General features: G+C 71.9%; 21 protein-coding genes and 1 riboswitch. Of the genes, 10 read left to right on the top strand and 11 right to left on the bottom strand.

Annotation, left to right across the window (positions count from 1 at the left end):
* The first annotated feature begins 9 nt into the window (after positions 1-9).
* The 3 genes from FB561_RS05035 to FB561_RS05025 all read left to right on the top strand — a co-directional run bounded on the left by FB561_RS05035 (position 10) and on the right by FB561_RS05025 (position 2696).
* Entirely contained in the window at positions 10-795 is a 786-nt protein-coding gene (locus FB561_RS05035) for a putative hydro-lyase (RefSeq protein WP_145803508.1), read from the top strand.
* A 10-nt stretch (positions 796-805) separates the two neighbouring features.
* On the top strand, positions 806-2227 hold the full coding sequence (locus tag FB561_RS05030) for an aminopeptidase P family protein (protein WP_145803506.1): 1422 nt from the start codon (positions 806-808) through the stop codon (positions 2225-2227).
* Positions 2228-2471: 244 nt separating this feature from the next.
* The gene (locus tag FB561_RS05025; RefSeq protein WP_145803504.1) at positions 2472-2696 is read left to right on the top strand and encodes a hypothetical protein; all 225 of its coding nucleotides are present in this window, start codon (positions 2472-2474) and stop codon (positions 2694-2696) included.
* A gap of 50 nt (positions 2697-2746) precedes the next feature.
* Here the strand turns inward: FB561_RS05025 and FB561_RS05020 are convergent, their stop codons facing one another.
* Together FB561_RS05020 and FB561_RS05015 are read right to left on the bottom strand one after the other, a co-directional pair.
* Positions 2747-4249: an alpha/beta hydrolase gene (locus FB561_RS05020; RefSeq protein ID WP_238334658.1), complete on the bottom strand. Its 1503-nt coding sequence runs from the start codon at positions 4247-4249 to the stop codon at positions 2747-2749.
* A gap of 114 nt (positions 4250-4363) precedes the next feature.
* The gene (locus FB561_RS05015; RefSeq protein ID WP_145803500.1) at positions 4364-5281 is read right to left on the bottom strand and encodes a hypothetical protein; all 918 of its coding nucleotides are present in this window, start codon (positions 5279-5281) and stop codon (positions 4364-4366) included.
* A gap of 103 nt (positions 5282-5384) precedes the next feature.
* Between FB561_RS05015 and FB561_RS05010 the strand changes: the two genes are divergently transcribed.
* Both FB561_RS05010 and FB561_RS05005 read left to right on the top strand, forming a co-directional pair.
* Positions 5385-5729 (top strand): DUF3817 domain-containing protein, encoded by a 345-nt coding sequence (locus FB561_RS05010; protein ID WP_145803498.1) that lies wholly within the window; start codon positions 5385-5387, stop codon positions 5727-5729.
* A gap of 62 nt (positions 5730-5791) precedes the next feature.
* A riboswitch (glycine riboswitch) is annotated at positions 5792-5884 on the top strand.
* A 78-nt stretch (positions 5885-5962) separates the two neighbouring features.
* A complete protein-coding gene (locus FB561_RS05005; protein WP_145803496.1) occupies positions 5963-7336 on the top strand; it encodes an L-serine ammonia-lyase in 1374 nt (457 codons plus the stop codon).
* Here FB561_RS05005 and FB561_RS05000 read toward each other — a convergent pair.
* Complete coding sequence (locus FB561_RS05000; protein ID WP_145803494.1) at positions 7298-7987, bottom strand: alpha/beta fold hydrolase; 690 nt, start codon at positions 7985-7987, stop codon at positions 7298-7300. The genes FB561_RS05005 and FB561_RS05000 overlap by 39 nt on opposite strands.
* 153 nt (positions 7988-8140) lie before the next feature.
* Between FB561_RS05000 and FB561_RS04995 the strand changes: the two genes are divergently transcribed.
* The gene (locus tag FB561_RS04995; RefSeq protein WP_145803492.1) at positions 8141-8761 is read left to right on the top strand and encodes a hypothetical protein; all 621 of its coding nucleotides are present in this window, start codon (positions 8141-8143) and stop codon (positions 8759-8761) included.
* 231 nt (positions 8762-8992) lie between these two features.
* Here FB561_RS04995 and FB561_RS04990 read toward each other — a convergent pair whose 3' ends face one another.
* A complete protein-coding gene (locus FB561_RS04990) occupies positions 8993-9697 on the bottom strand; it encodes an SDR family NAD(P)-dependent oxidoreductase (protein WP_145803490.1) in 705 nt (234 codons plus the stop codon).
* Positions 9698-9799: 102 nt separating this feature from the next.
* On the opposite strand from FB561_RS04990, the gene FB561_RS04985 reads away from it, so the two are divergent.
* From FB561_RS04985 to FB561_RS04975, 3 genes are all read left to right on the top strand, one after another.
* The gene (locus tag FB561_RS04985) at positions 9800-10648 is read left to right on the top strand and encodes a helix-turn-helix transcriptional regulator (protein WP_145803488.1); all 849 of its coding nucleotides are present in this window, start codon (positions 9800-9802) and stop codon (positions 10646-10648) included.
* Positions 10649-10872: 224 nt separating this feature from the next.
* Positions 10873-11643: a hypothetical protein gene (locus FB561_RS37705; protein ID WP_170284579.1), complete on the top strand. Its 771-nt coding sequence runs from the start codon at positions 10873-10875 to the stop codon at positions 11641-11643.
* A gap of 13 nt (positions 11644-11656) precedes the next feature.
* Positions 11657-13807: a bifunctional polysaccharide deacetylase/glycosyltransferase family 2 protein gene (locus tag FB561_RS04975; RefSeq protein ID WP_145803486.1), complete on the top strand. Its 2151-nt coding sequence runs from the start codon at positions 11657-11659 to the stop codon at positions 13805-13807.
* 3 nt (positions 13808-13810) lie between these two features.
* Here FB561_RS04975 and lysX read toward each other — a convergent pair whose 3' ends face one another.
* On the bottom strand, positions 13811-17158 hold the full coding sequence (gene lysX / locus FB561_RS04970; RefSeq protein ID WP_145803483.1) for a bifunctional lysylphosphatidylglycerol synthetase/lysine--tRNA ligase LysX: 3348 nt from the start codon (positions 17156-17158) through the stop codon (positions 13811-13813).
* Between the two features lie 64 nt (positions 17159-17222).
* On the opposite strand from lysX, the gene FB561_RS04965 reads away from it, so the two are divergent.
* Positions 17223-17990: an alpha/beta fold hydrolase gene (locus FB561_RS04965; protein WP_145803481.1), complete on the top strand. Its 768-nt coding sequence runs from the start codon at positions 17223-17225 to the stop codon at positions 17988-17990.
* Here the strand turns inward: FB561_RS04965 and FB561_RS04960 are convergent.
* The 6 genes from FB561_RS04960 to FB561_RS04935 all read right to left on the bottom strand — a co-directional run bounded on the left by FB561_RS04960 (position 17959) and on the right by FB561_RS04935 (position 26494).
* On the bottom strand, positions 17959-18444 hold the full coding sequence (locus tag FB561_RS04960; protein ID WP_145803479.1) for a TspO/MBR family protein: 486 nt from the start codon (positions 18442-18444) through the stop codon (positions 17959-17961). The genes FB561_RS04965 and FB561_RS04960 overlap by 32 nt on opposite strands.
* 240 nt (positions 18445-18684) lie before the next feature.
* The gene (locus FB561_RS04955; protein ID WP_145803477.1) at positions 18685-19914 is read right to left on the bottom strand and encodes an ROK family transcriptional regulator; all 1230 of its coding nucleotides are present in this window, start codon (positions 19912-19914) and stop codon (positions 18685-18687) included.
* Positions 19915-20117: 203 nt separating this feature from the next.
* Entirely contained in the window at positions 20118-23039 is a 2922-nt protein-coding gene (locus FB561_RS04950) for a helix-turn-helix transcriptional regulator (RefSeq protein ID WP_145803475.1), read from the bottom strand.
* A 112-nt stretch (positions 23040-23151) separates the two neighbouring features.
* Entirely contained in the window at positions 23152-23355 is a 204-nt protein-coding gene (locus FB561_RS04945) for a hypothetical protein (protein ID WP_145803473.1), read from the bottom strand.
* A gap of 62 nt (positions 23356-23417) precedes the next feature.
* A complete protein-coding gene (locus tag FB561_RS04940; RefSeq protein WP_145803470.1) occupies positions 23418-23621 on the bottom strand; it encodes a hypothetical protein in 204 nt (67 codons plus the stop codon).
* Positions 23618-26494, bottom strand: a complete 2877-nt coding sequence (locus FB561_RS04935) for a type 2 lanthipeptide synthetase LanM family protein (protein ID WP_238334657.1) — start codon at positions 26492-26494, stop codon at positions 23618-23620. The genes FB561_RS04940 and FB561_RS04935 overlap by 4 nt, the downstream gene beginning before the upstream one ends.
* Positions 26495-26686: the final 192 nt, after the last annotated feature.

The raw sequence follows: 26686 nt of genomic DNA, 5'->3' as shown, positions 1-26686 counted from the left end.
GAGCGCCGCATGACCCCTGCCGACACCGCCACGCCGACCGCGGCCCGCAGCCGGTACCGGGACGGGCTGGTCGTGCCGTCCACCGGCCACGCCCCCGGATTCACCCAGGCGAACCTGGTGGTCCTGCCGCGCGACTGGGCGTACGACATGCTGCTGTTCGGCCAGCGCAATCCCCGGCCGGTCCCGCTGCTCGACGTCACCGACGCCGGGTCGTACCGGACCGTGCTGGCGCCGGACGCGGACCTGCGCACCGACCTGCCGAAGTACCGGGTCTGGCGGGACGGTGAGCTGGTCGACGAGCCGGCCGACGTGACCGGGCTGTGGCGGGACGACCTGGTCAGCTTCCTGATCGGGTGCAGCTTCAGCTTCGAGACGGCACTGCTGGAGGCCGGTGTCCCGGTCCGCAACCTGGAGCAGGGCCGGAACGTGTCCATGTACCGGACGTCGGTGGACTGCCGTCCCGCGGGCCGGCTGGCCGGGCCGTTGGTGGTCTCGATGCGCCCGATCCCGGCGGCCCTGGTCCCGGCCGCGGTCCAGGTCACCGGCCGGATGCCGCAGGTGCACGGGGCGCCCGTCCACGTGGGTGACCCGGCCTCGCTGGGCATCGATGCGCTGGACCGGCCGGACTTCGGCGACCCGGTCGAGTTCGCGCCGGGAGACGTTCCGGTCTTTTGGGCTTGCGGAGTGACGCCCCAAGCTGCGTTGATGGGCTCACGGCCCCCGTTCGCGATCACCCATGCTCCCGGGCACATGTTCGTGACCGACGTGCCGGACCAGGAGTACCGACAACTGTAGGGGGATCGACGTGACCCAGGACCGGACCGAAGAGCAGCGCAAGTCCTACCGGCCGATCGACGCGAAGGGGTTCCGGGACGGGATCGGCCGGAACTGGGGCCCGGTGGACCGGTCGGTGGTGCTGCCGGACGGCCTGGCCGAGGCGGCCGCCGAGCACCGCCGGAAGCTGAGCGCGGCGCTGCCGGGAAGGCGGATCGCGCTCGGGGCCGGCCGGGCGCCGGTCCGCTCGAACGACACCGACTACCGGTTCCGTGCCGACAGCGACTTCGTCTGGCTGACCGGTTGCCAGGCCGAGGGCGCGGTCCTGGTCCTCTCCGCCGACGGCGACGCCACGCTGTACCTGCGCGAGGCGGCCGGCCCGGCGGAGGCGGACTACTTCGCGAACGCGCGTGACGGTGAGCTGTGGATCGGCCCGGTGCCGGGGCTGAAGGACTGGTCCGAGGCGCTGCAGATCGCCTGCCGCCCGATCGAGGAGCTGCCGACCGCGGTCCGCGGCGCCGTCCCGTACATGCTGTCCGTGCCCGGCGTCGAGCCGATGCTGGACGCGCTGGTCCGGACCTCGCCGACCGACGGCGACATCCTCCGGCAGAGCATCTCCGAGCTGCGCCGGATCAAGGACGACTGGGAGCTCGACCAGCTCCGGGAGGCGGTCGAGGCCAGCGTGCAGGGCTTCGCCGACGTGGCCCGCGAGCTGCCGGAGGCGATCCGAGGGGGCGGCGAGCGCTGGCTGGAGGGCACCTTCGACCGGCGCGCCCGGACCGCTGGCAACGGCGTCGGGTACGCCTCGATCGTTGCTGCTGGCAACCACGCTCCGGTGCTGCACTGGGTCCGCAACGACGGCGCGGTCCGGGAGGGCGACGTGATCCTGCTGGACGCCGGGGTCGAGACCCGGACGCTGTACACCGCGGACGTCACCCGGACCTTCCCGGCCACCGGGGAGTACACGGCCGCGCAGCGCCAGGTGTACGACCTGGTCCACCAGGCCCAGCTCGCGGCGCTGGCGGCGGTCCGCCCGGGTGCGCCGTACCGGGCCTTCCAGTACGAGGCGATGCGGACGCTGGTCGAGGGGCTGCGGGACTGGGGGATCCTGGACGTGTCGCTGGACGAGGCGCTCGGGCCGGACGGCCAGCAGCACCGCCGGTACGTGGTCTGCGGGCTCGGGCACTACATCGGCCTGGACGTGCACGACTGCGATGCGGCGCGGCCGGAGAAGTACCTGGCCGGGGACATCGAGGTGGGGATGGCGCTGGCCGTCGAGCCGGGGCTGTACTTCCACCCGCACGACGAGACCGTGCCGCCCGAGCTGCGCGGCGTCGGCATCCGGATCGAGGACAACGTGGTCGTGCACGAGGACCAGCTGGAGATCCTGACCGAGCCGCTGCCGATCACGGCCGACGGGCTGGAGCAGTGGGTCAAGGCCCAGCAGGATTAGCCGCTCCGGTGTAGTACACCGAGAGTGACGCGGCCGGAGCGGAAAGAATTCTGGTCACAACCGGTAACACCGGGGCGGTCGGCAACGATGTAGGGGGCGGGGGGAGGGTCGACCCGGCGGAGCGTATGGGAGTGGGGGGCCGCGAGCCATACGCCCGCCGGGACGACCCTGACCGGGACTTCGTTTCCCGTCAGCGCTGGAGCTCGGCACTGGGGGACCCAGGTATCAGGAATTGGGGATTCCTATGAACCTGCGTGTGCGGGTGGTGCACTGCGCGTGCGCCGGCGGCCGGCACTGGTACGCCGACATCGACGACGCCGACGATCCACAACCGGACGATCCGTTCTGGTTCGTCGACGGTTGCGCGACCCAGACCCAGGCGCTGGAAACGGCCTGTGGTGAGTTGCTCGCGCTGTCCGACCGGGTGGTCCGCGGCGATTGGCTGCCGCGAGTCCTCGAGGACGCCTGAACGACCGGAGCCCCCGACGGCAGTACGGCGTCGGGGGCTCCGGCTTCCACTCAGCCCGCGGGTACGGCGGGACAGCTGTTGCCGCGCCGTGGGACCGTCAGCTCGACCAGGTACGTATCGATCGCGGCCTGCATGCACGGGCTCGTCGAGTAGCTGCCGTGTCCCCAGCCCTCGTACGTGAGCAGGACGCCCGAGTGCCCGAGTTGCCGGGCCACGTTCGTCGCCCAGTTGTAGCCCGACGCGGGATCGTGGACGGTCGCGGCCAGCAGGATCGGCCGGTCCAGGTCGCGCACCCGCAGACGGTGCTGTGGGTTGTCCACCTCGGTCGGTGCGCCGAGGCAGGACGCGGTCGCAAGCAACGCACCGGGGTATCGCATCTCCGGGTACTTGCGGCCCAGCGTGCGCAGCTGCGCGGCGTACTGCTGGTAGCTGTGCACCGGAAGTCGCCAGTCCTGGCAGAACACCGCGAACGGGTTCGACCGCAACCCTGTCGGCGCGGGCGGCTCAGTAACTACCGGGGGCTCGCTCTTCTCCAGCTGCTGCAGGATGCCGGCCAGCTTCGGCCACTCCGCGTCGTAGAAGGTCCGGAACGCCGCATAGCTGAGCGTGAACGGCGTCAGCGCGGTGTGCGGGTCCCTCGGATCGGGCAGCTCACCACGGCCGGCCCGGGCGAGCAGGTCGGCCCACAGCGCGCGCACGTCTCGCCCGTGCAGCACACAGTCCGTACTGCGTTCGCACCAGCGGACGAACTCGTCGAAGGAGTCCTGCGCGGTCGCGGCCTGCGTGTCGAGGAACGCGGACGTGCCGAGGCTGTGGTCGACCGAGCTCTCCAGCACGATCGCCCGGACACGCCGCGGGAACACCTCGGCGTACTGCTCACCCAGCAACGTCCCGTACGAGCTGCCGTGGAAGGTGAGTTGCTGCTCGCCGAGTGCCGAGCGGATCGCGTCGACGTCCCGGACGCTCTGCAGGCTGTCGATGTGGTCGTACACCGGTCCCGTGTTCGCGCGGCAGTCGGCGGACAGCTCCCGGTTGTAGCGGATCGTCCGGTCGAACTCCGCCTGACTACCGATCAAGGGTGAGGGCTGCCGGGCCAGCAACGCCGCCGAGCACTTCACCGGGTTGCTGCCGCCGATACCCCGTGGATCGAGGCTGACGATGTCGAACCGGTCCTGCAGGTTCTCGCTGAAGCGGGTCATCCCGGTCTTGATCCGGGACACGCCCGAGTCGCCGGGACCGCCGGGCCCGAAGACCAGCACCCCGACGCGCCGGGCCGGGTCCTTCGCCGGCCGCCGGGCGATCGCGAGGCCGAAGGTGGGTCCGTCCGGCCGCTGCCAGTCCACGGGGACCTGCAGGGTCGCACACTGCGATCCCTTCACCAGTTGGGGATCCTCGTCCCCGACCGGCGTGCAGTCGGACCACTCCACCTTCGACGGGCGCACCTCCGAGGGGGCGGCCTGGGCGGATGTCGGCAGGGCGCCGACGCCGGTTGCGGCGACGCCCAGGACCACACCCCACGCGGTGGTCCTGAGCCGTCTTGTTGCAGTGCGCACGTGGACATCTCCTGTCGTCTGGGAAACGTCCCCGATCCTTCGGCAATCGCTGTCCGGCGGCATCAGGTCTGTCCCCGGACCAGACCCCCGTCGCCGGTGGGGGACGGCTGGGGGTCAGCGACCGCAGCCCTTGCAGGGTCTGCGGGTCCGCAGGTGATACCCGTACGCCGCGACCGCGAGCCCCACGCCCCACGCGAAGTACGCGGGCACGGCGACCCAGAAGAAGCTGTCCGGCAACCCCACGTCCCCGTACACCGCCTTGCCCTGCAAAGCGGCCGCGATCATCTGCAGCAACCCGACACCGAAGTACGCCGTAATGCCCGCGCCCAGGCCGGCCCCGGGAAGGAGCAGCATCCAGCGGGGAAAGACGCGACCGGCTCGGTACACCAGCAGGAGCGGCAGCAGGATCCCCGCGAGCAGGAAGCCGCCCTCGAACAACAGAATCGACAGGCCCGCGTCGTACGGCACGAAGTCGAAGCCGACCACGGCCTGGGCGGCCAGACGAGTAAGGCAGCCCGCGACGGCGAGCCACGCAGCGGCGAAGGCCCACCGTGGAGTCGAGGTGAGGTGAGGTTGTCCGCTACAGCGGAGGCAGGTGGGGTCGAGCGCGCGTTGCCGGGTGAGCGCGGTGAGGCCGAGCAGCGCTGCGCCGGTCAGTGCACCGAAGCGGCTGAGCAGTCCGGCGAGGTCGAAGGGGATGCCCAGGCCGGGGAGGATTCCGCCGACCACGTCCAGCAACGCCAACGCGGACACGGCGACCCACCCGGCCGCCATCGCCCACACCAGGCCGATCAGCACGCGACTACGGGGGCGCTTAGCCAGCGTGACCAGCCCGGCGGCGCTCAGCGCACACCCGGCCACGGCGACCCAGTCCGGTACGAGCAGGTCGTTCCCCGGGAGCTTCCAGTCCGGCCCGTGTCCGGTGGCGAACCAGAGCCGCACACCGCCGTAGACCGCGGACCAGAGCAGCGCGGCCCGCGGTACTGAGGCGGCCCAGGCCGGGGCGGTCGAGGTCCGCGCGATCGTGGTCATGACCTCAGCCTGGTCGGCGCCCGCGGTCCGCGGATCACTCCGGCGGGGGAGCGGGCTCCATCGCCCGATGGGGAGTTGGCGCGCCTTGTTAGGGTCCAGATCGATGACCGAGATCGCCGCCGAGGCCCCCGCCGCCCAGAAGCACGCGATGTGGTTCCGCATCGTGGCCGTCGCCGAAGCCGTGTCCTGGACCGGCCTGCTGATCGGCATGCTGTTCAAGCACGTGCTGACCGAACAGGAGCTCGGGGTGCAGATCTTCGGCCCCATCCACGGCGGCATCTTCGTGCTGTACTTGCTCACCGTCGCCGTGGTCCGTAAGCCGCTGGGCTGGACCTGGCCGACCACGCTGCTGGCGCTGGCGGCGAGTGTTCCGCCGCTGTTCACCTGGTTCTTCGAGCTCTGGGCGTCCCGGACCGGGCGGCTCGGCGCGACCGGCCGGGCGGATTGACGCGCGCACCGGGTCCGCCGTACCGTCGCGGCGTCCGACCACTCAAGTGCACAGCAGCCGCATGAACCCGTGCGGGAGAGACCTGGGCTCGACCCGGGCGCCGTAGGAGCAACTCTCCCCAAGAATCTCTCAGGCACCTTCACCGCACGGGCGAGGCACCTCTGGAAGGCAGCAAGCCTGACAGAGTGGGGAGGCAACCAAACGGTCAACGGTGACCGGAAGGAATCCTCCAGATGGCGATCAGCGTCTTCGATCTCTTCAGCATCGGGATCGGCCCGTCCAGCTCACACACCGTGGGCCCGATGAGAGCCGCCCGGACGTTCGCCCTCGGCCTCGCCGACGACGGTCTGCTCACCCGGACCACGGCCGTCGAGTCGCAGCTGTTCGGCTCACTCGGCGCGACCGGGCACGGCCACGGCAGTGACAAGGCCGTCCTGCTCGGCCTCGAGGGCGAGGACCCGGAGACCGTCGACACGCGCTCGGTGAACGGCCGGGTCGAGGTGATCCGGTCCCACGGCCGGCTCCGGCTCGCCGGGACGCACGAGGTCGCCTTCGACGAGAACAGCCAGCTGGTGATGCACCGGCGCAAGGCATTGCCGTACCACCCGAACGGGATGCGGTTCCTGGCCCGCGATGCCGGTGGCGAGGTGCTGCGCGAGCGCACGTACTACTCCGTCGGCGGCGGCTTCGTGGTCGACGAGACCGCAGCGGCCGGGGACCGGATCGTGCCGGACCGGACGCCGCTGAAGTACCCGTTCCGCTCCGGCGCCGAACTGCTCGACCGGTGCCGCGAGTCGCACCTGCCGATCAGCGAGGTGATGCTCGCGAACGAGCTGGCCTGGCGGACCGAGCCGGAGATCCGGGCCGGCCTGCTGCACATCTGGCAGGTGATGCAGGACTGCGTCCAGGAGGGCTGCGAGACCGAGGGCGTCCTGCCCGGCGGTCTGAAGGTGCCGCGGCGCGCGTACGCCCTGCACCAGAAGCTCAGCCGGGACCCGTGGTCGATGGACCCGCTCAAGGTGATGGACTGGGTGAACCTGTTCGCGCTCGCGGTGAACGAGCAGAACGCGTCCGGCGGCCGGATCGTCACCGCCCCGACGAACGGCGCCGCCGGCATCATCCCCGCGGTGCTGCACTACTACCGCCGGTTCGTGCCCGGATCCACCGAAGAGGGCGTGATCCGGTTCCTGCTCGCGGCCGCCGCGATCGGCGTGCTGTACAAGGAGAACGCGTCGATCTCCGGGGCCGAGGTCGGCTGTCAGGGCGAGGTCGGCTCGGCCTGTTCGATGGCGGCGGCCGGACTCTGCGAGGTCCTCGGCGGCACCCCGGAGCAGGTCGAGAACGCGGCCGAGATCGCGATGGAGCACAACCTCGGCCTGACCTGCGACCCGGTCGGCGGGCTGGTCCAGATCCCGTGCATCGAGCGGAACGCGATGGCCTCGGTGAAGGCGATCAACGCGGCCCGGATGGCGATGCACGGGGACGGGGTGCACGTGGTCACGCTGGACAAGGTGATCAAGACGATGCGCGAGACCGGCGCCGACATGAAGATCAAGTACAAGGAGACGTCACGCGGCGGGCTCGCCGTGAACGTGATCGAGTGCTGACGGATCCTCCACGTGCGCGTTGTGGCCGAGCCCGGGCAGCGTGACCACCTGGTCGTGCAGCGCGGCGAGCTCGGCGTCGGTGTTCATCGGATCCAGCTCGCCCCGGGCCAGCACCACGTCGGCCTGGGCGTCACGCAGCAGCCTCGGGAGATTCGGGGCGCCGACGCCGAAGGCCCGTGGATCCAGGGCGAGCCGCCAGCCCTGGTCGTCCTGGACGAGGCCGTGGTCGACCGCGGGATCACGCGGATCCACGATGCCGTCGAGACCGGCGACCCGGAGGTACCGCGCTGCCGCCTCGTCGCGGGTGCCGTAGTACGCGATCGGGCGGGCCGCCAACGCCGCCGACCTGGCGAGGTCCTCGTCGGACCAGGTCACCTTGACCCCGAGCGCGATCACGCGATCCACGCGCACGCCGTACCGGCCGGACGCGAGCTCGAGGGCGAGGACGCCGCCGAGGGAGTGGCCGATGATCGTCACGCCGGCCGGGACGGTGGGCGCGAGAGCGGCGGTCATCGTTTCGAAGGAGTAGCCGGGCAGCGGGTCGGCGGTGCCGTGGCCGGGGAGGTCGGGCGCGATCGCGCCGTCGAGGTGCCACCGGTCCCACACGCGGCTCGTGGCCCCGAGTCCGTGCAGCAGCAAAGTTGTTGTCATCGCAGCAGGCTGGCACAGCGTGATCGGTCCTGCTCGTCGCGTGGGCGAGTTCGCTGAGCCGGCAGGTTGTGGCTGCCGGATTCGGCCGCGAAATGGTGAAGATCGTTCCAGGGTCTGTTTGAAACGACCCGGCTTCGTTACTGTGCCGGACTTGTGAAGCCGTTCTCCGAGGAAGAACAGGCAGCACGTCGCCGGCCTTTGCTGAGGAGCCCGAAAGGCCGCCGGATCGCCGCCGCCACCGCCACCCTGCTGGGAATCTACGCCGCCCTGACCGCAGTCAGCCTGCTCGGCGGCCCCCAGCTCCCGTTGATCCCCGGCCCGGGAACCCAGGACGCCCTGAACCCGGTCACCGGCCCCCCGTCGACCAGAGCATCCGAACGCGCCTACCCCCCGATCCCACCGGACAAGACGGCCGCACCGACCACCACCCCGGTCCCGACACCGTCCGCCCTACCGTCCTGGGATCCGCCCGCGACGGTCGCGCGCCCCGTCGACCGCCCGTCGGACGCGGCAACTCGGCAGCCGCGCGAGGTCAAGCCGACGCCGATCCCGGTCGAGGAACGGACAGGTGAGCCGACGACAGCGGCGACCCGAACCCCCGAGGTCCCGGAGCCGACGCGGACCCCGGAGCCGACGCGGACCCCGACGGTCACCCCGTCCGACCCACCAGAACCGACCGAGCCCCCGACCACCCAGACCCCACCTCCCGAAGACCCTGACCACCCGACGTTGGGTGACGCACTCCTAGCCCTCCTCGACGCCCTCACCCCGTAGCACTCAGAAGCCACGCGGCGGCGGACCGGCAGCACTCACCAACCAGTGCGGCCGGCCGGGTGTCGGACTGGATCAGGCGTGGAGGGCGTCGGGCGGCCGGCTGCCTGGGAGGTTAGTGAGTGGTGCAGGTCCGTGCTCACCCACGACCGCCGCCCCCGCCGTAACGCCTGCTTCGACAACTGCGAGCTCGTGTTTCCGGCCAGGCACCAGCAGCACCAGCGGGCCGGGCGTTCACCACGGGACGGTGCCGGTCAGGCTGAGGTATTGGCCGGTGGGGCCTTCGGGGGGTGTTTGGGCGAGGCGGACGATGATCTCGGCTCCTTCTTCCACCGTCTGGTTGCCTCGGTGACCGTTGAAGTCTGTGGCGGTGAAGCCCGGGTCGACCGTGTTGATCCGCAGCTCCGGGTGGAGGCGGGCGAACTGGAGGGTGAGCATGTTGAGCGCCGCCTTCGACGAGGCGTAGACCGGCGCCGGAATCCAGACCGGGACGGCTCCCGCGTTCGCCTCGGGATCCGCCGCGACCGTCAGCGAACCGAGCCCGCTGCTCACGTTGACCACGACCGGGTTGCTGCTCTTGCGCAGAACCGGCAGGAACTCGTTCAGCACGCTGACCGGCCCGTACACGTTCACCTCGTACACGGCCCGCACCACCTCCGCCGTCACCTCTTCCGCGGTCCGCCCGGCCCCCGGGATGCCCGCGTTGTTGATCAGCACGTCGAGCCCACCTTCCGCCTGGACCTGCTCGGCGGCGGCGCGGATCGACGGGACGTCGGTGACGTCGAGGTGGACGTACCGCGCGCCGAGTTCGGTGGCGGCCCGCTGACCGCGGGCCGGGTCGCGGGTGCCGAGGTAGACGGTGTGGCCTAGGGCAACCAATTGGCGGGCTGCTTCGTAGCCGAGCCCTTTGTTGGCTCCGGTGATGAGGGTTGTCGTCATGCTTCGAGCTTCGCGGCGGCACGGATCGGCAGGGAGTACCCGGACCAGCCTGGGGACTCGCAGTACCAGGTTGGGCCGGCCGGAGACCGCGATACTGGGGAGGTGGGCGAACTCGGCAGCACCCTGCACGCGTGGCGTGATCGCGTCACCCCGGCCGACGTCGGGCTCCCGGTCGGTGGGGTACGCCGGGCACCGGGGCTCCGCCGGGAGGAGCTGGCCCAGCTCGCCGGGCTGTCGGTGGACTACGTGGTCCGGTTGGAGCAGGGCCGGTCGTCGGCGCCGTCGGTCCAGGTGCTCACCGCACTCGCCCGGGCGCTCCGGCTCAGCGACGACGAACGCGACCACCTGTTCGCCCTGGCCGGCCAACTACCGCCCGCGCCCGGACAGATCTCGGCGTACATCCCGCCCGGGGTGCAGCGGCTGGTGGATCAGTTCCAGGGCGCCCCGCTCAGCGTGTACGACGCGGCGTGGACCGTCGTCACCTGGAACCCGTTGTGGGCCGCGCTGCTCGGTGATCCGTCCGCGCTCCGCGGTAGGCGGCGCAACATCATCTGGCGGCACTTCGTCCCCGACGAGGCCGAGAACGCCGACTTCGGCCGCGTCCTGCAGACCCCGGAACAGGCCGAGCGGTTCGGCGTGGCGATGGTCACCGACCTGCGCGCCGCCACCGCCCGGTACCCGCACGACCAGGAACTCCGCGCCCTGATCCGCGACCTCCGCGCCACCAGTCCCCGGTTCGCCGCCCTCTGGAACGAGCACCGCACCGGCTTCCACGAGTCCGACCGCAAGACCTTCGACCACCCGTCCCTCGGCCCGCTGGTCCTCGACTGCGACATCCTCACCGCCCCCGGCAACGACCTCCGCCTGGTCGTCTACACAGCACCCCCGAACACCGAAGCCGCCGAGAAGCTCAAGCTCCTGTCGGTCGTCGGCCTGCAGTCCCTGACCTGATTTCGAGACGTCGGCGTTCAAATAAAGGCGTTTCGCCGGGACTGCCGGTCGTTGTCGGTAGCAACGACGACTACGGGCCGGGGCGGTCCGGTCGCGGCCCGCTGGCCAGGAAAAACGGAACGCGACAGTTCTCCCCGGTGGCTGGAGGAATTCGGTGCTGGGTCTTCTGCGGTGCGCCGCTCGCGGTTAGTCTGGCGAAATTCAGTGCGGACTGGGGGGAATGCATGAAGAAGATTTTCGGCGAGCCCGTCTTCGTCGATCCGTCCGGCCGGCGGGGGCGCCGACTGCGCCGGACCGGTGTACTGGTCGTCGCGCCGACGTCGGCCTATCTGGCGTTGATGGTGAGCAGCGTGCTCGGTGGGCCGACCATCGACACACCCTTGTTGCCGTTGGCCCCGGCCGCCGGAGCCGGCCGGGACCAGGTAGCCGTTCCGGAGCGGGTCGCCGTGGTCGGCCCGGAGAATCCGATCAAGCCGGGCGCGAAGCCGACGAGCAAGCCCACCGAGGACGCGGACCCCGGCAGAGCTGCGCGGGAGGTCGTACCGGCCCCGCGCAAGTCGGCGCCCGCCGCGACCGAGGAGGCTGACGGGGCCGCGGGCTCGGCCGGCCGGAAGGTCGCGGAACCGGCCGACGCCCGGACCCCAGCGAAACCGGTGACCGCCAAACCGGCCGCGGACAAGCCGGTCACCGAGAAGCCGGCCACCACCAAGCCGACCACCAAACCAACCACCAAGCCGGTGCCGACGAAGCCGATCACCGAGAAGCCGACCGAGACCAAGCCGTCCACCGGCAAACCGGCGACCGACGAGCCGGACGTCGACGAACCGTCCACCGGCGAGCCCGAGTCGCCACCCGCGACGACCGAGCCGCAGCGGGGTCTGCTCCCGCCGGCCGTGGTGGAGCCGCTGACGTCCGTCGCGCCGCCCGTCACCGATCCGGTGATCGGCATCGTCAACGGCATCGGCCTGGGTGGCCTGCTGGGCACCAACCACTGACCGCCGCGCAGCCATGAACCTCCGCCCGGTCGTGAACCTCCGCCTGCGCCGGAGCGCCGGCCGGAGTACTCGGGACGTCCCACTCCGGACCCACTGGCTGGTGCTCACCGTCGCGCTGGCCGGGCTGGTGTCCGCCCTGATGCTGAACGGGTACGCCAGCCATCTGTTCGGCAACGCGCCGGACGCCGAGCCACCGCCGCGGACGTCGTACCAGCACGTGCCGGCCGACATCAGTGGTGGCGGGCCGGTGATCGACGCACGCGGGACGGACGGCCGGACGGCGTCGCCTCGACCGCTCACGATCGCGCTCACCTTCGACGACGGGCCGGACCCGGTCTGGACGCCACGGATCCTGGATCTGCTGCGGGAGCACAGCGCCAAGGGGACCTTCTTCGTGGTCGGCACCGAGGTCGCCGAGCACCAGGAGCTGACCCGCCGGATGGTGGCCGAGGGCCACCAGCTCGGGCTGCACACGTTCACCCACGCCGACCTCGCGACGGTCCCCGGGTGGCGGCGGTCCTTCGAGCTGCGGCAGAGCCAGCTGATCCTCGCCGGGGCCGCCGGGATCAGTACGCCGCTGCTGCGGCCGCCGTACTCGTCGAAGGCCGAGGCGGTCGCCGACGAGGACTGGTCCGCGATCGAGGACGCCCGCCGGCTCGGGTACCTCACCGTGCTGAACACCCGCGACAGCGAGGACTGGCGCCGGCCGGGGGTCGCCCGGATCCTGGCGGGCTCCCGGCCCACGGACGACGAGGGCGAGATCCTGCTGATGCACGACGCCGGCGGAGATCGTGCGCAGACCGTCGCGGCGCTGTCCGTGCTGATTCCCGAGCTCAAGGCCAGGGGCTACCGGTTCGCGACCGTCAGCGAGACGGTCGGTCTGCCCGAGCCGGTCCGGCCCGCGACCCCGAGCGAGCGGCTGCGGGGGCTCGGGATGATCGGGGCCCTGAAGGCCAGCGAGATCGTGCTCGCCGTCCTCACCGCACTCCTCGCCGCGGCCGGCGCCCTGAGTCTGCTCCGGGCCGTGATCACGGTTCTGGTGGCCCGGCGGCATGCCCGGTCCCGGGCCGACGCGTGGCGGGAGGTGGTGACCGATCCGGTGACGGTGGTGGTGCCCGCGTACAACGAGCGGGCCGGGATCGAGGCCGCGGTCCGCTCGCTGGTCGGCTCCGATCACCCCGTCGAGGTGATCGTGGTGGACGACGGGTCGACCGACGGGACGGCGGACCTGGTCGAGTCGCTCGGCCTGCCCGGGGTCCGGGTGATCCGGCAGCCGAATGCCGGCAAGCCGGCCGCCCTGAACGCGGGGATCCAGGCGGCGTCGTACGAGCTGATCGTGATGGTCGACGGCGACACCGTGTTCGAGCCGGACGCTGTTCGCCGGCTCGCGCAGCCGTTCGCCGACCCGGCTGTCGGGGCGGTGTCGGGCAACGCGAAGGTCGGCAACCGTGGCGGCCTCCTCGGCCGGTGGCAGCACACCGAGTACGTCGTCGGGTTCAACCTGGACCGGCGGCTGTTCGACCTGGCCCGCTGTATGCCGACGGTCCCGGGCGCGATCGGGGCGTTCCGGCGGACGGCGCTGCTGCGGGTCGGCGGGGTCAGCGAGGACACGCTCGCCGAGGACACCGACCTGACGATGGCGCTCTGCCGGGACGGCTGGCGGGTCGTCTACGAGGAGCGGGCGAAGGCGTGGACGGAGGCGCCCTCGACCCTCGGCGCGCTCTGGCGGCAGCGCTACCGCTGGTGCTACGGCACCCTGCAGGCGATGTGGAAGCACCGGGGTGCCCTGGCGCAGTCCGGGGAAGAGGGCCGGTTCGGCCGGCGGAGTCTCGGGTTCGTGTTCGGGTTCCAGGTGGTGCTGCCGCTGCTCGCGCCGGTCGTCGACGTCTTCGCGCTGTACGGGCTGATCTTTCTCGACCGGCGGCATGTCGCGACGCTGTGGCTGCTCTTCGTCGGCCTGCAGACCTTGACCAGCGTCTACGCGTTCCGGCTGGACCGGGAGTCTGTCAGAGCGCTGTGGAGCCTGCCGTTCCAGCAGTTCGTCTACCGCCAGCTGATGTACCTGGTGGTGATCCAGTCGCTCGTCACCGCGGTCGCCGGGTCCCGGCTGCGCTGGCAACGCGTCGAACGCTACGGCAGTCTCCAGGTGCCCACCGGCAGCTGACGATCAGGGGCGGGGGCGGACGAAGGGGAAGGCGAGGGTGGCGCGGATGTTCTGGCCGGTGAGCATCATCATCACCCGGTCGACGCCGATGCCGAGGCCGCCGGTCGGGGGCAGGGCGTACTCCAGGGCGCTGAGGAAGTCCTCGTCGAGCGACATCGCCTCGGGGTCGCCCGCGGCCGCCTTCAACGACTGCTCGGTCAGGCGGCGGCGTTGCTCGACCGGGTCCACCAGCTCGGAGTACGCCGTGCCGATCTCCGCGCCGAACGCCACCAGGTCCCATCTCTCCGCCAGTCGCGGATCGGTCCGGTGGACCCGGGTGAGCGGGGACGTCTCCAGCGGGAAGTCGGTGTAGAAGGTCGGCAGCGTGGTCCGCGGTTCGACCAGCTCGTCGTACAGCTCGAGGACCAGCTCGCCGGCCGACAGCTCGAAGCCCGCGTGGACGTTGTGCTCCGCGCAGATCTCGCGAACTCGTTCGACCGAGGTCGCCGAGTCCACCGGTACGCCGGTCGCCCGGCTGACCGCGTCGTGCACGGTGACGACGGGCCAGTCGCCGGAGATGTCCAGCTCGCCGTCCGGCCGCTGCACCACCGGCTTGCCGAAGACGGCGGTCGCGGTCTCGATCAGCAGGTCCCGGGTGAGCTCGCGCATCGCGTGGTAGTCGGCGTACGGCTGGTACGCCTCGACCGAGGTGAACTCCGGGTTGTGGGTCGCGTCGGCGCCCTCGTTGCGGAAGTTCCGGTTCAGCTCGAAGATCTTGCCCAGCCCGCCGACCCCGAGCCGCTTGAGGAACAGCTCCGGCGCGATCCGCAGGAACAGGTCGGTGTCGTAGGCGTTGATGTGGGTGACGAACGGCCGGGCGTTCGCGCCGCCGTGGACGGCCTGCAGCATCGGGGTCTCCACCTCGATGAAGCCGCGGCTCTCGAATCCGTTGCGCAGGGCCCGTACCGCGGTACTGCGCTGCCGCATCATCCGGAGCGAGTCCGGGTTCATCACCAGGTCCAGGTGCCGTTGCCGGACCCGGGACTCGGGATCGGTGAACCCTTTCCGCTTGTCCGGCAGGGGATGCAGGCATTTGGCCGCGATCAGCCAGCCGGTCGCGTCGACGGACAACTCACCCCGGCGGCTGGTGACCACCTCGCCGGTGACGCTGACGTGGTCGCCGATGTCGACGAAGTGCCGCCAGTCGGCCAGCTGCTGCTCGCCGCAGGTCCGCGCGGACAGCATCACCTGCAACTCGGCCAGGCCGTCCTGCAACGACGCGAACGCGAGGCCGCCGTGATCCCGCAGCCGCAGCACCCGGCCGGTCACCGACACCTCGTGCCCGGTCCGATGGTCCGCGGGGAGGTTCGGGTACAGCTCGCGGATCCGCTCCAGCGTCTCGGTCCGCGGCACCGTGACCGGGTACGGGTCGATGCCAGCAGCAACCAATTCGGTGAGCTTGCCGCGGCGGATCCGTTCTTGCTCGGTGAGATGGCGATCGGGGAGCGCCGGCCGGAGCAGCTCGTTCTCCTGCTCGTGCACGGCCGCCGCGAACTGGGCGCCGTCGCCGACCGTGATCGCGTGCCGGTCGGCGGTCGCCGTACTGTCCACGCGGGTCCACGGTCGCGGCGCCGGCAGGAAGCCCTCCGCGGTCCCGGCGGCCAGCAGTACGTGGGCCAGCGACGCGCCGCGGGAGTAGCAGACCAGCCGGGGCGACCAGCGCGGCAGGTACTTCTCGTTCGACAGGTAGAGGCTCTCCAATTGCCAGAACCGCGAGGCCGCGGTCAGCAGGGCGTTCGTCAGCCGTAGGAACGGCCCGGCGCCGACCCGCTCGGCGTCGCTGAAGATCTCCCGGAACATCGCGAAGTTCAGCGAGATCCGGTGTACGCCGAGATCGCCGCACGCGTCCACCAGCGCGGTCACCATGAACTCCATCAACCCGTTCACCGAGTCCGGGTCGCGCCGCATCAGGTCCAGCGAGACCCCGCGCACACCCCACGGGACGAACGAGAGCAGCCCGCGCACCGTACCGTCGGTGTCCCGCGCGATCACCATCACGCATCGCGCGTCGGCCGGGTCGCCGAGCCGCCCGAGCGCCATCGAGAACCCGCGTTCCGTCCGGGCACCCCGCCACTGCTCGGCCAGCCGGACGTACTCCGCGAGCGTCGCCGGGGACAGGTCGCCGTGCCGGACCACCTCGGCGTGGTACCCGGCGCGCTGGGCCCGGGTGACCGCCTGCCGGACCGGGCGCATCGTCCGGCCCTCGAGGGTGAAGTCGGCGACGTCGATGATCGCCTCGTCCCCCATCGCGAGCGCGCGCAACCCGGCGTCGACGTACGCGTGCGCCGCCTCCTCACCGGCCGACAGCACCGCCGGGGACCAGCCGTACGTCCGTGCCTCGGTCAGCCAGCGGTTGATCGCGCCGGGCCAGGCCGCGGGATCACCGAGCGGGTCCCCGCTGGCCAGGCTGACCCCGTTGACCACCCGGTACGCGATCGCGGCGTTGTTGTCGGGGGAGAAGACGACCGCCTTGTCGCGCCGGGTGGCGAAGTACCCGAGGCTGTCGCGTTCGCCGGCCCGGAGCAGCAGCCGGCGGACCTGCAGTTCCTCGGTCTGGCTCAGGTACCGGACCCGGCGGACCGAGCGGAGGAAGATCCAGAACGCCAGTACCAGCGAGGCGGCGGACAGGAAGCCGACCGCCAGCCCGACCCAGTTGTGGCCCTCGTGCCCGGACCCCATCCGGGCCCGGCTCTGGCCGAGCGCGGCGATGACCGCCCAGCCGATCTTCTCCCGCTGGCCCTGCAGGGTGTGCGGGAAGAGCTGGGTCAGCATGATGCTCACCGCGACCGAGATCAGCAGGCCGGTGACCAGGGTGCCGATCGCGAGCCGCCGGGTTCCGGGCGCGAGCCGGGCCGGGAAGCTGCCGCGGATCTTCCACAGCAGCACGATCAGCAGCAACGGCACGACCACGCGGGCGATCCCGACCTCGAGGTCGCCGACCGAGGCGTGGCCGACCTCGGCGATCAGGTCGGGGTCGTTCGGGTAGGCGATCTGCACGCTGATGAAGCCGAGCGTGGCCAGCTGCGTGACCACCGCCAGGCCCTCGAACACCCAGAGCACCCACAGCAACGCGGCCCGCTTGCCCCGGAGCAGCGCGCTGCCGACGACGGCGAGATAGACCGCGGAGAGGAAGGTGTGGCCGGCCGGGACGCCGAGGAAGTTGATCGCGGTCTCGACGTGCCGGACCAGCTCCGGCGCGATCAGGTGCAGCGGGACCGCGACGAACGACCAGACCGCCGCGAACACGACGGCCCGGGCCACCCAACCGGCCGCGTGCTGCTGCCACTTCGGGATCACCCGTTCCGCTGACACGGTGTGATCATCCCACTCTCGACGCCCGGGCGCGGGCTTGGCAGGCTGTGCGACCCTGGCTGACATGACCGCCGCCCGGTTGCCCTGGATCGTCCTGCCCGGACTCGGGGAGACGCCTGAGGAGTTCTCCCAGCTCGCCACGCTGTTGCCCACCGAGGACGTCCGGGTGCTGGATCCGTGGCGGACCCCGGTCACCTCGGCCCCGGCCGAGTTGCTGGCGGCAACGGGTTCACCGGCCGGCCGGATCGGGCTGATCGGCCACTCGATCGGTGGTCTGGCGGCGCTGCGCTGGGCGTTGCTGCACCCGGATCAGGTCGAACGCTTGATCCTGGTCGACACCAGCCTGACCACCGAGACCGGGCTGCCCTGGTTCCATCCGGGGACGCGGGGTGACCAGGTGATGCGGTGGATGCTCACGACCGCGGGCCGGTTCGGGCTGCCGACGCTGGCGGGTCCGGCGGCGCGCCGGCTGCTGGTCCGTCTGCTCAGCGTGGCCGATCGCGATCTCTTGCCCAAAGCAACCGCCCGGGCACGGTACGGGACGGCGTCCTCGTGGCTGCTGTTCTGGCGGGAGCTGACCGAGAGCTGGGTGCTGGCCCGCGAGGTCGGCAAGCTCGCGCTCACCCCGGTGGTGCCGGTCGTCGTGCTGGTCGCGACCGGGGGATCGTCACGGTTCACGGCCGCCCGCTGGCTGGCGGCGCAGCGACGGTTGGCGGACGCGCTCGGCGCCGAGCTCCGGGTCCTGGCGGATTCCGCGCATCTGGTGCACCTGGACCGGCCGGACGCGATCGCCGCGGCGGTTACCGATTCAGCCACCACACAGCCGCATTGAGCGCGGTGGCGAACGTGGTCCACGCCCAGTAAGGCAGCAGGAGGACCGCGGCCGCGCGGCGAACCCGCCAGAAGGTCAGCACGGTCCACCCGATCGCGAACCAGAGCACGACGATCTCGATCAGCGCGATCCCCATCGCCCCGGCGCCGAAGAACAACGGGGTCCAGGCCGCGTTGAGGACCAGTTGCACGGCGAACGGTACGAGCTCGCGGCCCCAGCCGACCTGCCGCCAGACCAGCCAGCCGCTGACCGCGATCATGCCGTAGAGCACGGTCCAGACCGGGCCGAAGACCCAGCTCGGCGGTGCCCAGCCGGGTTGCGCCAGGCTCTGGTACCGCTCGGCGGTGCCGGAGACGCCGACGACGCCGATCAACGCGGCCACGGCGACCGCGCCGACGAGCAACACCAGGACACCGGCACTGCGGACGGGGCGACTCTCTGTCCACGTGGTCATGACTCAGAGGTGCCCGCGGCGGCTGCGAGCAAACCGTTGCACAAGTTATGCAGCCAGAAACCGAGGGGTTTCACTCCGTGGAACGCGGGACACCGGGGCGCCCTGGGGAGGTTGGGCCGCAAGGTCCATGCCCGACGGTGGGGCGAGCAGCGCCGGAATGGGATGAGGGGCCTGTTCCGGCGCACCGTTGTCCGGACGCACCGGGTGCTCGGGGCGCACTCGCGGTCAGGAGCCTCGGGATCAGGCCGAGGTGGTCAACGCGGGCGTCGGGAGCTTGCGCTGCCAGACCTCGTCGAGCGCCATCCGCATCGCACCCGTGACGACGGCGTCCTCGGCGAGCGCGGACAGCTCGAGCTTCGGGTGGTTCAGCGTGAGCAGCCGGAGCTGGTCGGAGATCGCGTCGAGCAGGACCGCGCCGGCCCGGGCCACGCCACCACCGATGACCACGGCCGTCGGGTCGAGCACCAGCACCGCCGGAGCGAGCGCACGGGCGAAGGCGGCGGCCACCTGCTGGACCACGGCCTGGGCGACCGGGTCGCGCTCGGCGGCCGCGGCGAAGACGTCGGCGGTGTCGAGCTGGTCCCGGCCGAGCTCGGCCAGCCGGGAGTCCGGGTGGTCGATGACCGCCTGCCGGCCGAGCGCCGCGATCGCCTCGGAGCCGACCGCGCGCTCCAGCGGGCCGCGGCTGTCCTCGGGGTTGATCACGTCGTCGGGTGCGGTCGCGATGAAGCCGATCTCGCCGGCCGCGCCGGTGCCGCGGTGCAGCCGGCCGTCGATCACGATGCCGGCGCCGAGGCGTTCACCCCACTGGACCGCGAGCAGCGTGCCGGTCCCACCGCGGGCGGCCGCGATCGCGAGGGCGGCCAGGTTGGCGTCGTTGTCCAGCATCACCGGGCAGTCGAGCAGGCTGCGGACGTGCTTGACCAGGTCGATCGATGACCAGCCCGGCACGCTGGGGACCAGCTGGACCCGGCCGGTGTGCTCGTCCACGATGCCGGGACTGGCGGCGACCGCGGCAGCGACGTCCTCGGCCGGGACCTCGGCCTCGGCCAGCGCCTCGGTGATCACCTCGCTGATGACGCCGAGCAGTTCCTGCGCGCTCCAGCCCGGCCCGGACCGGCGGACCAGCGAGAGCTTGCGGCCGGCCAGGTCGGAGACGCCGACGGTGACCCGGTGCGGGCCGACGTCGAGACCGAGCACCGGCGCGGCCCGGCCGCGCAGCGAGACCCGGATGGCCGGACGGCCGAGCGAGCGGTCCGCGGAGTCCGGGCCGTGCTGCTGCAGCCAGCCCGCGTCGAGCAGCTCGTCGACGGCCTGCGCGACGGTCGGCCTGGCCAGGCCGGTCCGCTCGACCAGTTCGGCGACCCGCAGCGGCGCAGGGGCGGATCGCCGGACCGCGTCCAGCACCGCCGCGACGTTGATCCGCCGCAGCATCGTCGTTCCGCCGCCGCCGACCGTTCCCTTGCCCATGTCCGACCCCTTGCCACTCGCTTGCCACTGCGCAGTCTATATAGAAAGCGAGCGTTCATAAATTAACCGGTCCCGTGCGCCGCGACCTCGATCGCTCCGCGCGTCACCCGACACCGGAACGGGCGGTCCCCGGAAGTATTCGTGAGTCGACAACTATCACTGTCCGGCCGTCCTCGCTCCCCGTACACGCGTGGCCACCGGAATCAGTCCTGCAATACCGTCCTGGCGAAGCTGCTGAGCGCCTCGCGGTCCGGCTGCCGGGTCTTGGTCATCAGACTCGCCACGTGTTTCTCCACGGTCCGGGGCGAGATGTGCAGGCGCGACGCGATCGACTTGTTCCCGATCCGGTCCACCAGCAGCAGGCAGACCTCGTACTCGCGGGAGGTGATGCCGAGCTGGCGGAGATGGGCGGGCACCTGGTCCGATCCGGTGCGGCGCTGCGAGACCGTGGCACCGAGCTGGCGGAGCAGGCCACGGCACGAACTCGCGACCGCGGGTACCTCGGCGTGGTGGAACCAGTCCTCGGCCTGCCGCAACCAGGCGATCGGGTCGCCCCAGCCGTCCGCGGCCGCGGGCTCGGCGACCAGCCGCAGCCCGAGGTGCCGGGCCATCGGGTACAGCGACGACGTCTCCAGCGCGAGCTCGACCATCGCGGCCGCCTCGCCCAGCCGGCCGTCGCGGCCGAGCAGGATCGCGTGCGCCCATTGGACGAACTGCCGGTTCCATCGCATCCCGCTGGCCGCCGTCGCGGTGACCACCTCGAAGTGGGCCCAGCCGTTCCGCCCGGCCAGGACGCCGAGCAGCAGCCCGAGTCCGTGCTTGCCGGACATGTGGAACGTGGTCGGGTTCTGCGCGTCGTACGCGAGTGCCTGGGCCATCTCGGACTCGGCCAGCTCCCGGTTGTCCTCCAGCAACGCGCAGAACGTGCGGGCCAGCCCGTACGACAACGGCAGCTCGTGCGACGCGCGTTCGCCGTACGCGGCCAGCTCCGTGAGGGTCTGCTCCATCGCGGTCCGCCGGCCCTGGTGCCCGGCCAGGATCGCCTTCGTCACCAGTACGTACGGCGCGCCGCGGCTGAGCTTGAGCCGCCGGGTGACCTCGAGGCACTCCTCGATCATGGTCGCCGCCTCGGCGTACTCGGACCGGAAGATCGCCTGCTGGGCGAGCACCCCGTCGACCTCGTACGCGCTCGGGATGGCGCCGATCCGCAGGGCCTGCTTGCGGGCGCGTTCCAGCTCCTCGACGCCACCGTCGGCCAGGCACATCGAGCCGGCCTGGAAGATGTGCGAGGTGACCCGTTGCAGGCCGAGGTTGTGCTCGGCGGCGACCTGGCGGGCGCGCCGGAAGTACTCGATCGAGCGGTCCAGGTCGTGCTCGCGGGACAGGATGCCGAGCAACTGCCAGGCGTCCACCGCGACCTTCGGCAGCCGGGCGCGTTCGGCGGCCTCGGCGGCCCGGGTGGCCAGCGCGGCCGCCGACTTCAACCGGCCCGGGCTGGTCCGGGTGAGTTCGAGCGCGGCCGCCATCGCGTCCAGAGGGGCCAGGTCCTCGTCGGCCGCGTCGTGGCCGAGCAGCGAGCGCGCGGTGGCGACGTGGGTCGCGGCCGAGGACCAGCGGCCGGCCATGTGCTCGACACCGGCCAGCTGGACGTGCAACGCGGCCACCCGGCGGATCTCGAGTCCGCGCCCGGCCAGGTCGTCGATCGTCTCCGGCCGGGCCAGCGGGTGGTCGAACTGCCCGGTCTCACCGAGCGCGAGGTAGAGCGAGTCCAGGACACCGGCCCGGTAGGTGACGTCCTGGTGCTCGGTGAGCAAGGTGTACGCGCGGTCGAGCAGTTCGACCGCGGACCCCATCGAGCCCTCGTCGAACGACCGGCGGCCCGTCTCGGCGAACAACGTCCCGGCCCGGACGCAGTCGCCGCCGGCCTGGGCCAGCTCGGCCATCATCGGCTTCCAGTCGCCCGGCAGACCCGGGTGCAGGGTCTCGATCGCGTCCGCGCACCGGCGGGCGAGCGCGGCCCGTTCGGTCGGGTTGAGCCCGGCCAGCAACGCCTCGGCGGTCAGCGGATGCCGGAACGCGTACCAGTCCGGCACCGGCTCGTCGGGCCCGACCAGCTGGGCCGCGAGGCCGGCGCGCAAGGTGGCGAGCAGTTGCCGTTCGTCGATCGCGCTCGCCTGCCGGACCACGCTGAGCGGAAACCGGTGACCGATCACGGCGGCCAGGATCAGCAACTCCCGCGACTCGGGGCTGAGCTGTTCGGTCCGGCTGCTGATGCTGCGGACAACGGCATCCGGGACCGCCATCCGCAGGTCGTCGACGACCTGGAGCTTGCCGTCGGCCCCGGCCAGCAACTGACCCGACCGGCTCGCCTCCTGCAGCAGTTCCTCGACGATGAAGGGGATCCCGGCACTGTCCGACCACAGCCGCTCGGCCAGTTGGTCCGGCACCTCGGCGGCCGCGACATCGAGCCGGTCCGCGGCCAGGGCGCGGACGTCGTCGGGCCCGAGCGGCGGAAGTTCGAGGATCTCGGCGGTGCCGCGCCGGTCGGCCAGCTGGGCGAGCTCGGTGGCGCGGCAACGGTCCGACCGGGTGGTGGCGACCAGCGCGATCGGCTGATCCTCCAGGTTGTCGAGCAGGTACTCGATCACGGCCAGCGTCTCGGGGTCGGCGGCGTGCAGGTCCTCCAGCACCAGCAGGCAGCCGCGGCCGCGACCGACCAGGCCGAGCAACCGCAGCACGGCCTCGCCCAGGACCACGGCCGAGGTGGCCGTTTCCGGACCCACGCCGTCCTCCCAGTCCGGGACCAGCCGCGCGAGCACCCGCCGGTACGGGCCGAGGCTGTCCGGCGCCGGCATCTCGCCGCGCCGGATCAGCGACAGCAACGCCTCCGCGAACGGGCGGAACGCGACCGTCGTCCCGAGCGCGCCGACCCGGCCGCGCAGGGTCACCATCGAGTGGTCGAGCGCGTCGGTGGTGGCGACCGCGGCAAGCCGGCTCTTGCCGATCCCCGGTTCGCCGACCAGGAAGACCGCACCGCCGCGACTCACGCGCGCGGACGTCAGCAGGCGGCCGAGGTGGTCGATCTCCCCGTCCCTGCCGACCACTCCAGGCGCATGGGTCTGCATGCCTGCAAACTTTAACCGCGCCGTGGTGCCATCGCAGCGGGTCCGGCAGGTCCCAGCAAGCGTTTGAGCTCAGGGCGTCGAACGCTTGCTGGGGAGGGCCGGACCCGGTTCGTCAGACGTGGTGCTCGTTGATCGTGGTCAGCGTGGTGCCGTCCACGACCGCGTGCACGGCGAGCGCGGCCACGCTGGCCGTGCCGACCAGGGCGAGCGCGCGCCGGCCGACCGGGCTGCGCTTCGGCAGCGTGACGGGACCGATCGGGTCCGGGGTGGTGTCGGTGGCGGACCGGGCGGGGGACTGCTCGTGGTGCTGGTTCACAAGATGCTCCTGTTCGGAGTGGTTGGTCCGCGCGCCGCTGTGATGGGCGGCAGCGCGGCGGATCAGTGCGGGTCCTGGATCGAGGTATGGGTGGTGCAGTTGTCGACGACGAAGTGGACAGCCATCGCCGCCACGCTCGCGGTCCCGACCAGGGCCATCGCCCGGGCACCGATCCGGCCGCGCTTCGGCAGCGAGACCGGACCGAGCGGGTCCGGGGCGGCGGCGTCGGCCTGCGCCGTACGCGGGTCTTCGGGCTGGGCGGTCATGGTGTTCCCCTGTCGGTCGGGCCGGTACCACGCGTCGGTGCGGTGTGCCGGCCGGCGGTCGGTTGCATGAGTAGTGCGGACGGGACCTGGTGCGGGAAGCCGAGCCGGAGCAGGCCGTAGCCGATCCCGGCCAGTCCGGTGAGCAGCCCCGGTGACGGCACGGCCCGCGGCGTACCGCACCGCGCGCCGTACTGCTTGACCGCGGCAAGCACCAACCCGGTCCGGCGGCGCCGGACCGTCTCCGCTTGCTGGTTCCCGCTCTCGGTGAGCCACAGGAGTGGTTCGACCGTGCCGAGCTCGCCGTGACACAGACTCAGGTCGGCGAGCACCGGACGTTCGTTGGTGGCGCGCAGGTAGGCGTCCACGTCGACGGGCGCCCCCGACACGAGCCGGGCCAGCACCGTGCCCGTCGTACCGCCGCACCACCCGGCGTCCGCGGCTCCGTCGGCCGACGCCGCGTCCCGCGCCACCTGGTGGAAACGGTCACCCGGTACGCCGTACCGCGCCAGCGCCCAGGCGATTCCCCCGTCCCCACGAGCGAATCCCCCAGTACTACGGGACGCCGCGACCAGCTCCTCGGCGTACCGATGAGCGAGCCGTTCACCGCCGGGCACACCCAGTACCGCGGTGAGTCCACCGGCGGCGCCTTCCGCGTAGCCAGGGGAGTCGTCGGGTTCGAGTGACTCCATCAGGGCGAGTGCTGCCGCGACCGAGTCGGTGAGGGCGCTGTCGTCGAGCAGGGCGCGTAGCCGGCTCAACCCGTAGGTGATTCCGCCGAGCCCGTGCAGCCCTGGTCCCACGGCCTGGGCGGCGGCCGGGTTCGCGGCCAGCAACTCCAGCAAGGCGGGGATCGGGCGGATCGCGTCGCGGGCGAGCTCGCAGTACTTCCCCGCGCCGGTGAGGGCGCCGATCTGGGCCAGGAAGAGCGCGGTCCCGGTGTACCCGTTGGAGAGCCCCGCCCCCATCGGCAGTACGGCCCAGTGATGGTCGTCCAGGAGTTCTAGGCCGAGCCAGTTCGCACTGTCGCCACTGCGGCCGAGGACCTGGGCCATGATCTCGTCGGCCAGGTCGGTCGCGGCCGCGATCACGTGCTCGGGATCGGGCTCGACGGCGCCCAGGCCGGGCCGGTTCGCCGGGCTGCTGTGCCGGACCGGTTCGGGCCGGGTGGCCAGGCAGGCCGAGATGATCCACTGCTGCCGGTGCAGGTCCACCTCGGTCATCGCCGCGATCTTCGCCTCGACCGCGGAGAGTCCGTCGGCCGCGAGCACATCGGGGATCCGGGTCCCGTCCGACGCCCACACGTCCCGGCTGTCCGGCCGGGTGGTGAACAGCGGGATGTCGCCCGCCCACAGCTCGGCCAGTTCGTACGGGACCAGCCGGCGCAGGCTCTCGTCGGAGTCCCACAGCAGGTCCAGCAGTTCGGCGTGACCGTCGGCGCTGCGCAGGGCGTCCGGGTGCGTGCTCTCGTCCAGCAAGGTGGCGTAGATGTTGCTCGGCCGGGCGATGTAGCGGATCCGGTCCCGCGCGCAGCGAGCCGGTAGACCGCCCGGGCCGAGCAGGTCCCCGCCCTGCCGGGCGATCGCCTCATACGCGGCCCGGAACCCTGTGAGTACAGCGATCTCGTGGTCCCGCGGCTCCATCACGACGCCGTCGAGCCGGGGGCGGTTGGAGCCACCCCTGGTCGTCCCCGGGCGCCGGACGAGGTGCATGGTGTCCAGGCCCGCGTCGGCCCAGTCGACCACGTTGTTCGGTGTCGTCCCGCCCGCGTCGCCGCCCAGCCCGGACAGGTCCGCGACCCCGTGCTCACCGGAGACGAGCAACGGCAGCAGGGCCGTCCGGGACACCGAGCTGAGGAGAGCGGTCTGCGCCGGGTCGGCGGCGACACCGGCCGGCGTGATGCTCGGGTGGAACAGCGTCTCCACGTCCACGAGTACCGGCTGGTCCCCGGCCGCGATCAGGTTCTCGTAGTGCATGTCGGTGCCGTCCAGCACGTACAGCAGTGCCAGCAACGCGCCCTGCCGTTGGTAGAACCGCCGGACACCGGGCAGGTCGGCACAGTCCTCGGCCGCGACGTACTCGAGCCAGCCGTACTCGCCGCGCCGGAGCACGTGGACCGTCCGGATCCCCAACGTGGTCTTGGTGTTCAGCCAGCCGACCAGCTCGTTGAAGTGCTCGTGCAGGTCGAGCGGGCGCGGCTTGTAAACCACCCGGGCGCCGTTCGCGAACGTGAGCGTCGCCGTACTCCGGCCGCCGCGATGCGGGTCGCCGCCCGGGTCGACGGCGGTCAGCGCGCCCGGGTCCTGGCCGGCCAGCAATTCGGTGACCAGCAGCTCACGGTCCTCGGTGAGGCGCGCCAGGAGTTCGAGGTGCCCCTCGACCGCCTGCCGGCACGCCTCACCCAGGACCCGGGCCAGGACCGGGTACCCGGCCAGGAACTCCGCCAGCTCGCTCCCTCCTTCGAGCCGGTGGGTGAAGGCCAGGAACCGCTCCGCCGGGGTGGCGCCGGCCAGCTCGCCCCGGGCCCGGGCTCGCGCGAGCTCGAGCACGAACGTCCGGGCGGTGAGGCGGACCAGCCGGCGGCCCAGCCGGTGCAGGGCCTGCTCGGCCACCGCACCGGTGTGACCGGCCGCGACCAGGTCGGACCGCGCCGAGGCGAGCAGCGGTTCGAGACACCGGACCAGGGCCTGTTGCCAGTCGCCGGCGGCCGGGGCGGGCCGGGCGATCGATCGGGGCGGGATCGGGGTGGTACCGCGCTCGACGTACCGGGCCCACGCGGGCTTGGGCTGCCCATGTTCGTGGGCGCGCATCCCGGCGGACCACCAGTCCTGGCGATGGTCGGCCGGGGGAGCCCCGGTGGCGGCGGAGTCGAGCACGCGGACAGCGTGGCATCGGCCGCTGCCGCAGACATGGGTATCGCGCCCCCATATTTCCGCAAGCGCTCGCTGGGGGCGGAAGCAGCGAAAGCAAACGTTTGTGCTGCTGTCCGCGGGATGATGACTGGGGGTTGACCACCCCGCGGGCAGCAGCGCCCGAACCGGTTGTCCTCTGGTGGAAGGGCATCCGGG

This window comes from Kribbella amoyensis, assembly GCF_007828865.1.
In the GTDB taxonomy this organism is placed as follows: domain Bacteria; phylum Actinomycetota; class Actinomycetes; order Propionibacteriales; family Kribbellaceae; genus Kribbella; species Kribbella amoyensis.
The sequence above is the reverse complement of the archived record's forward strand: the minus strand, read 5'-3'. Positions and strand labels throughout refer to the sequence as shown.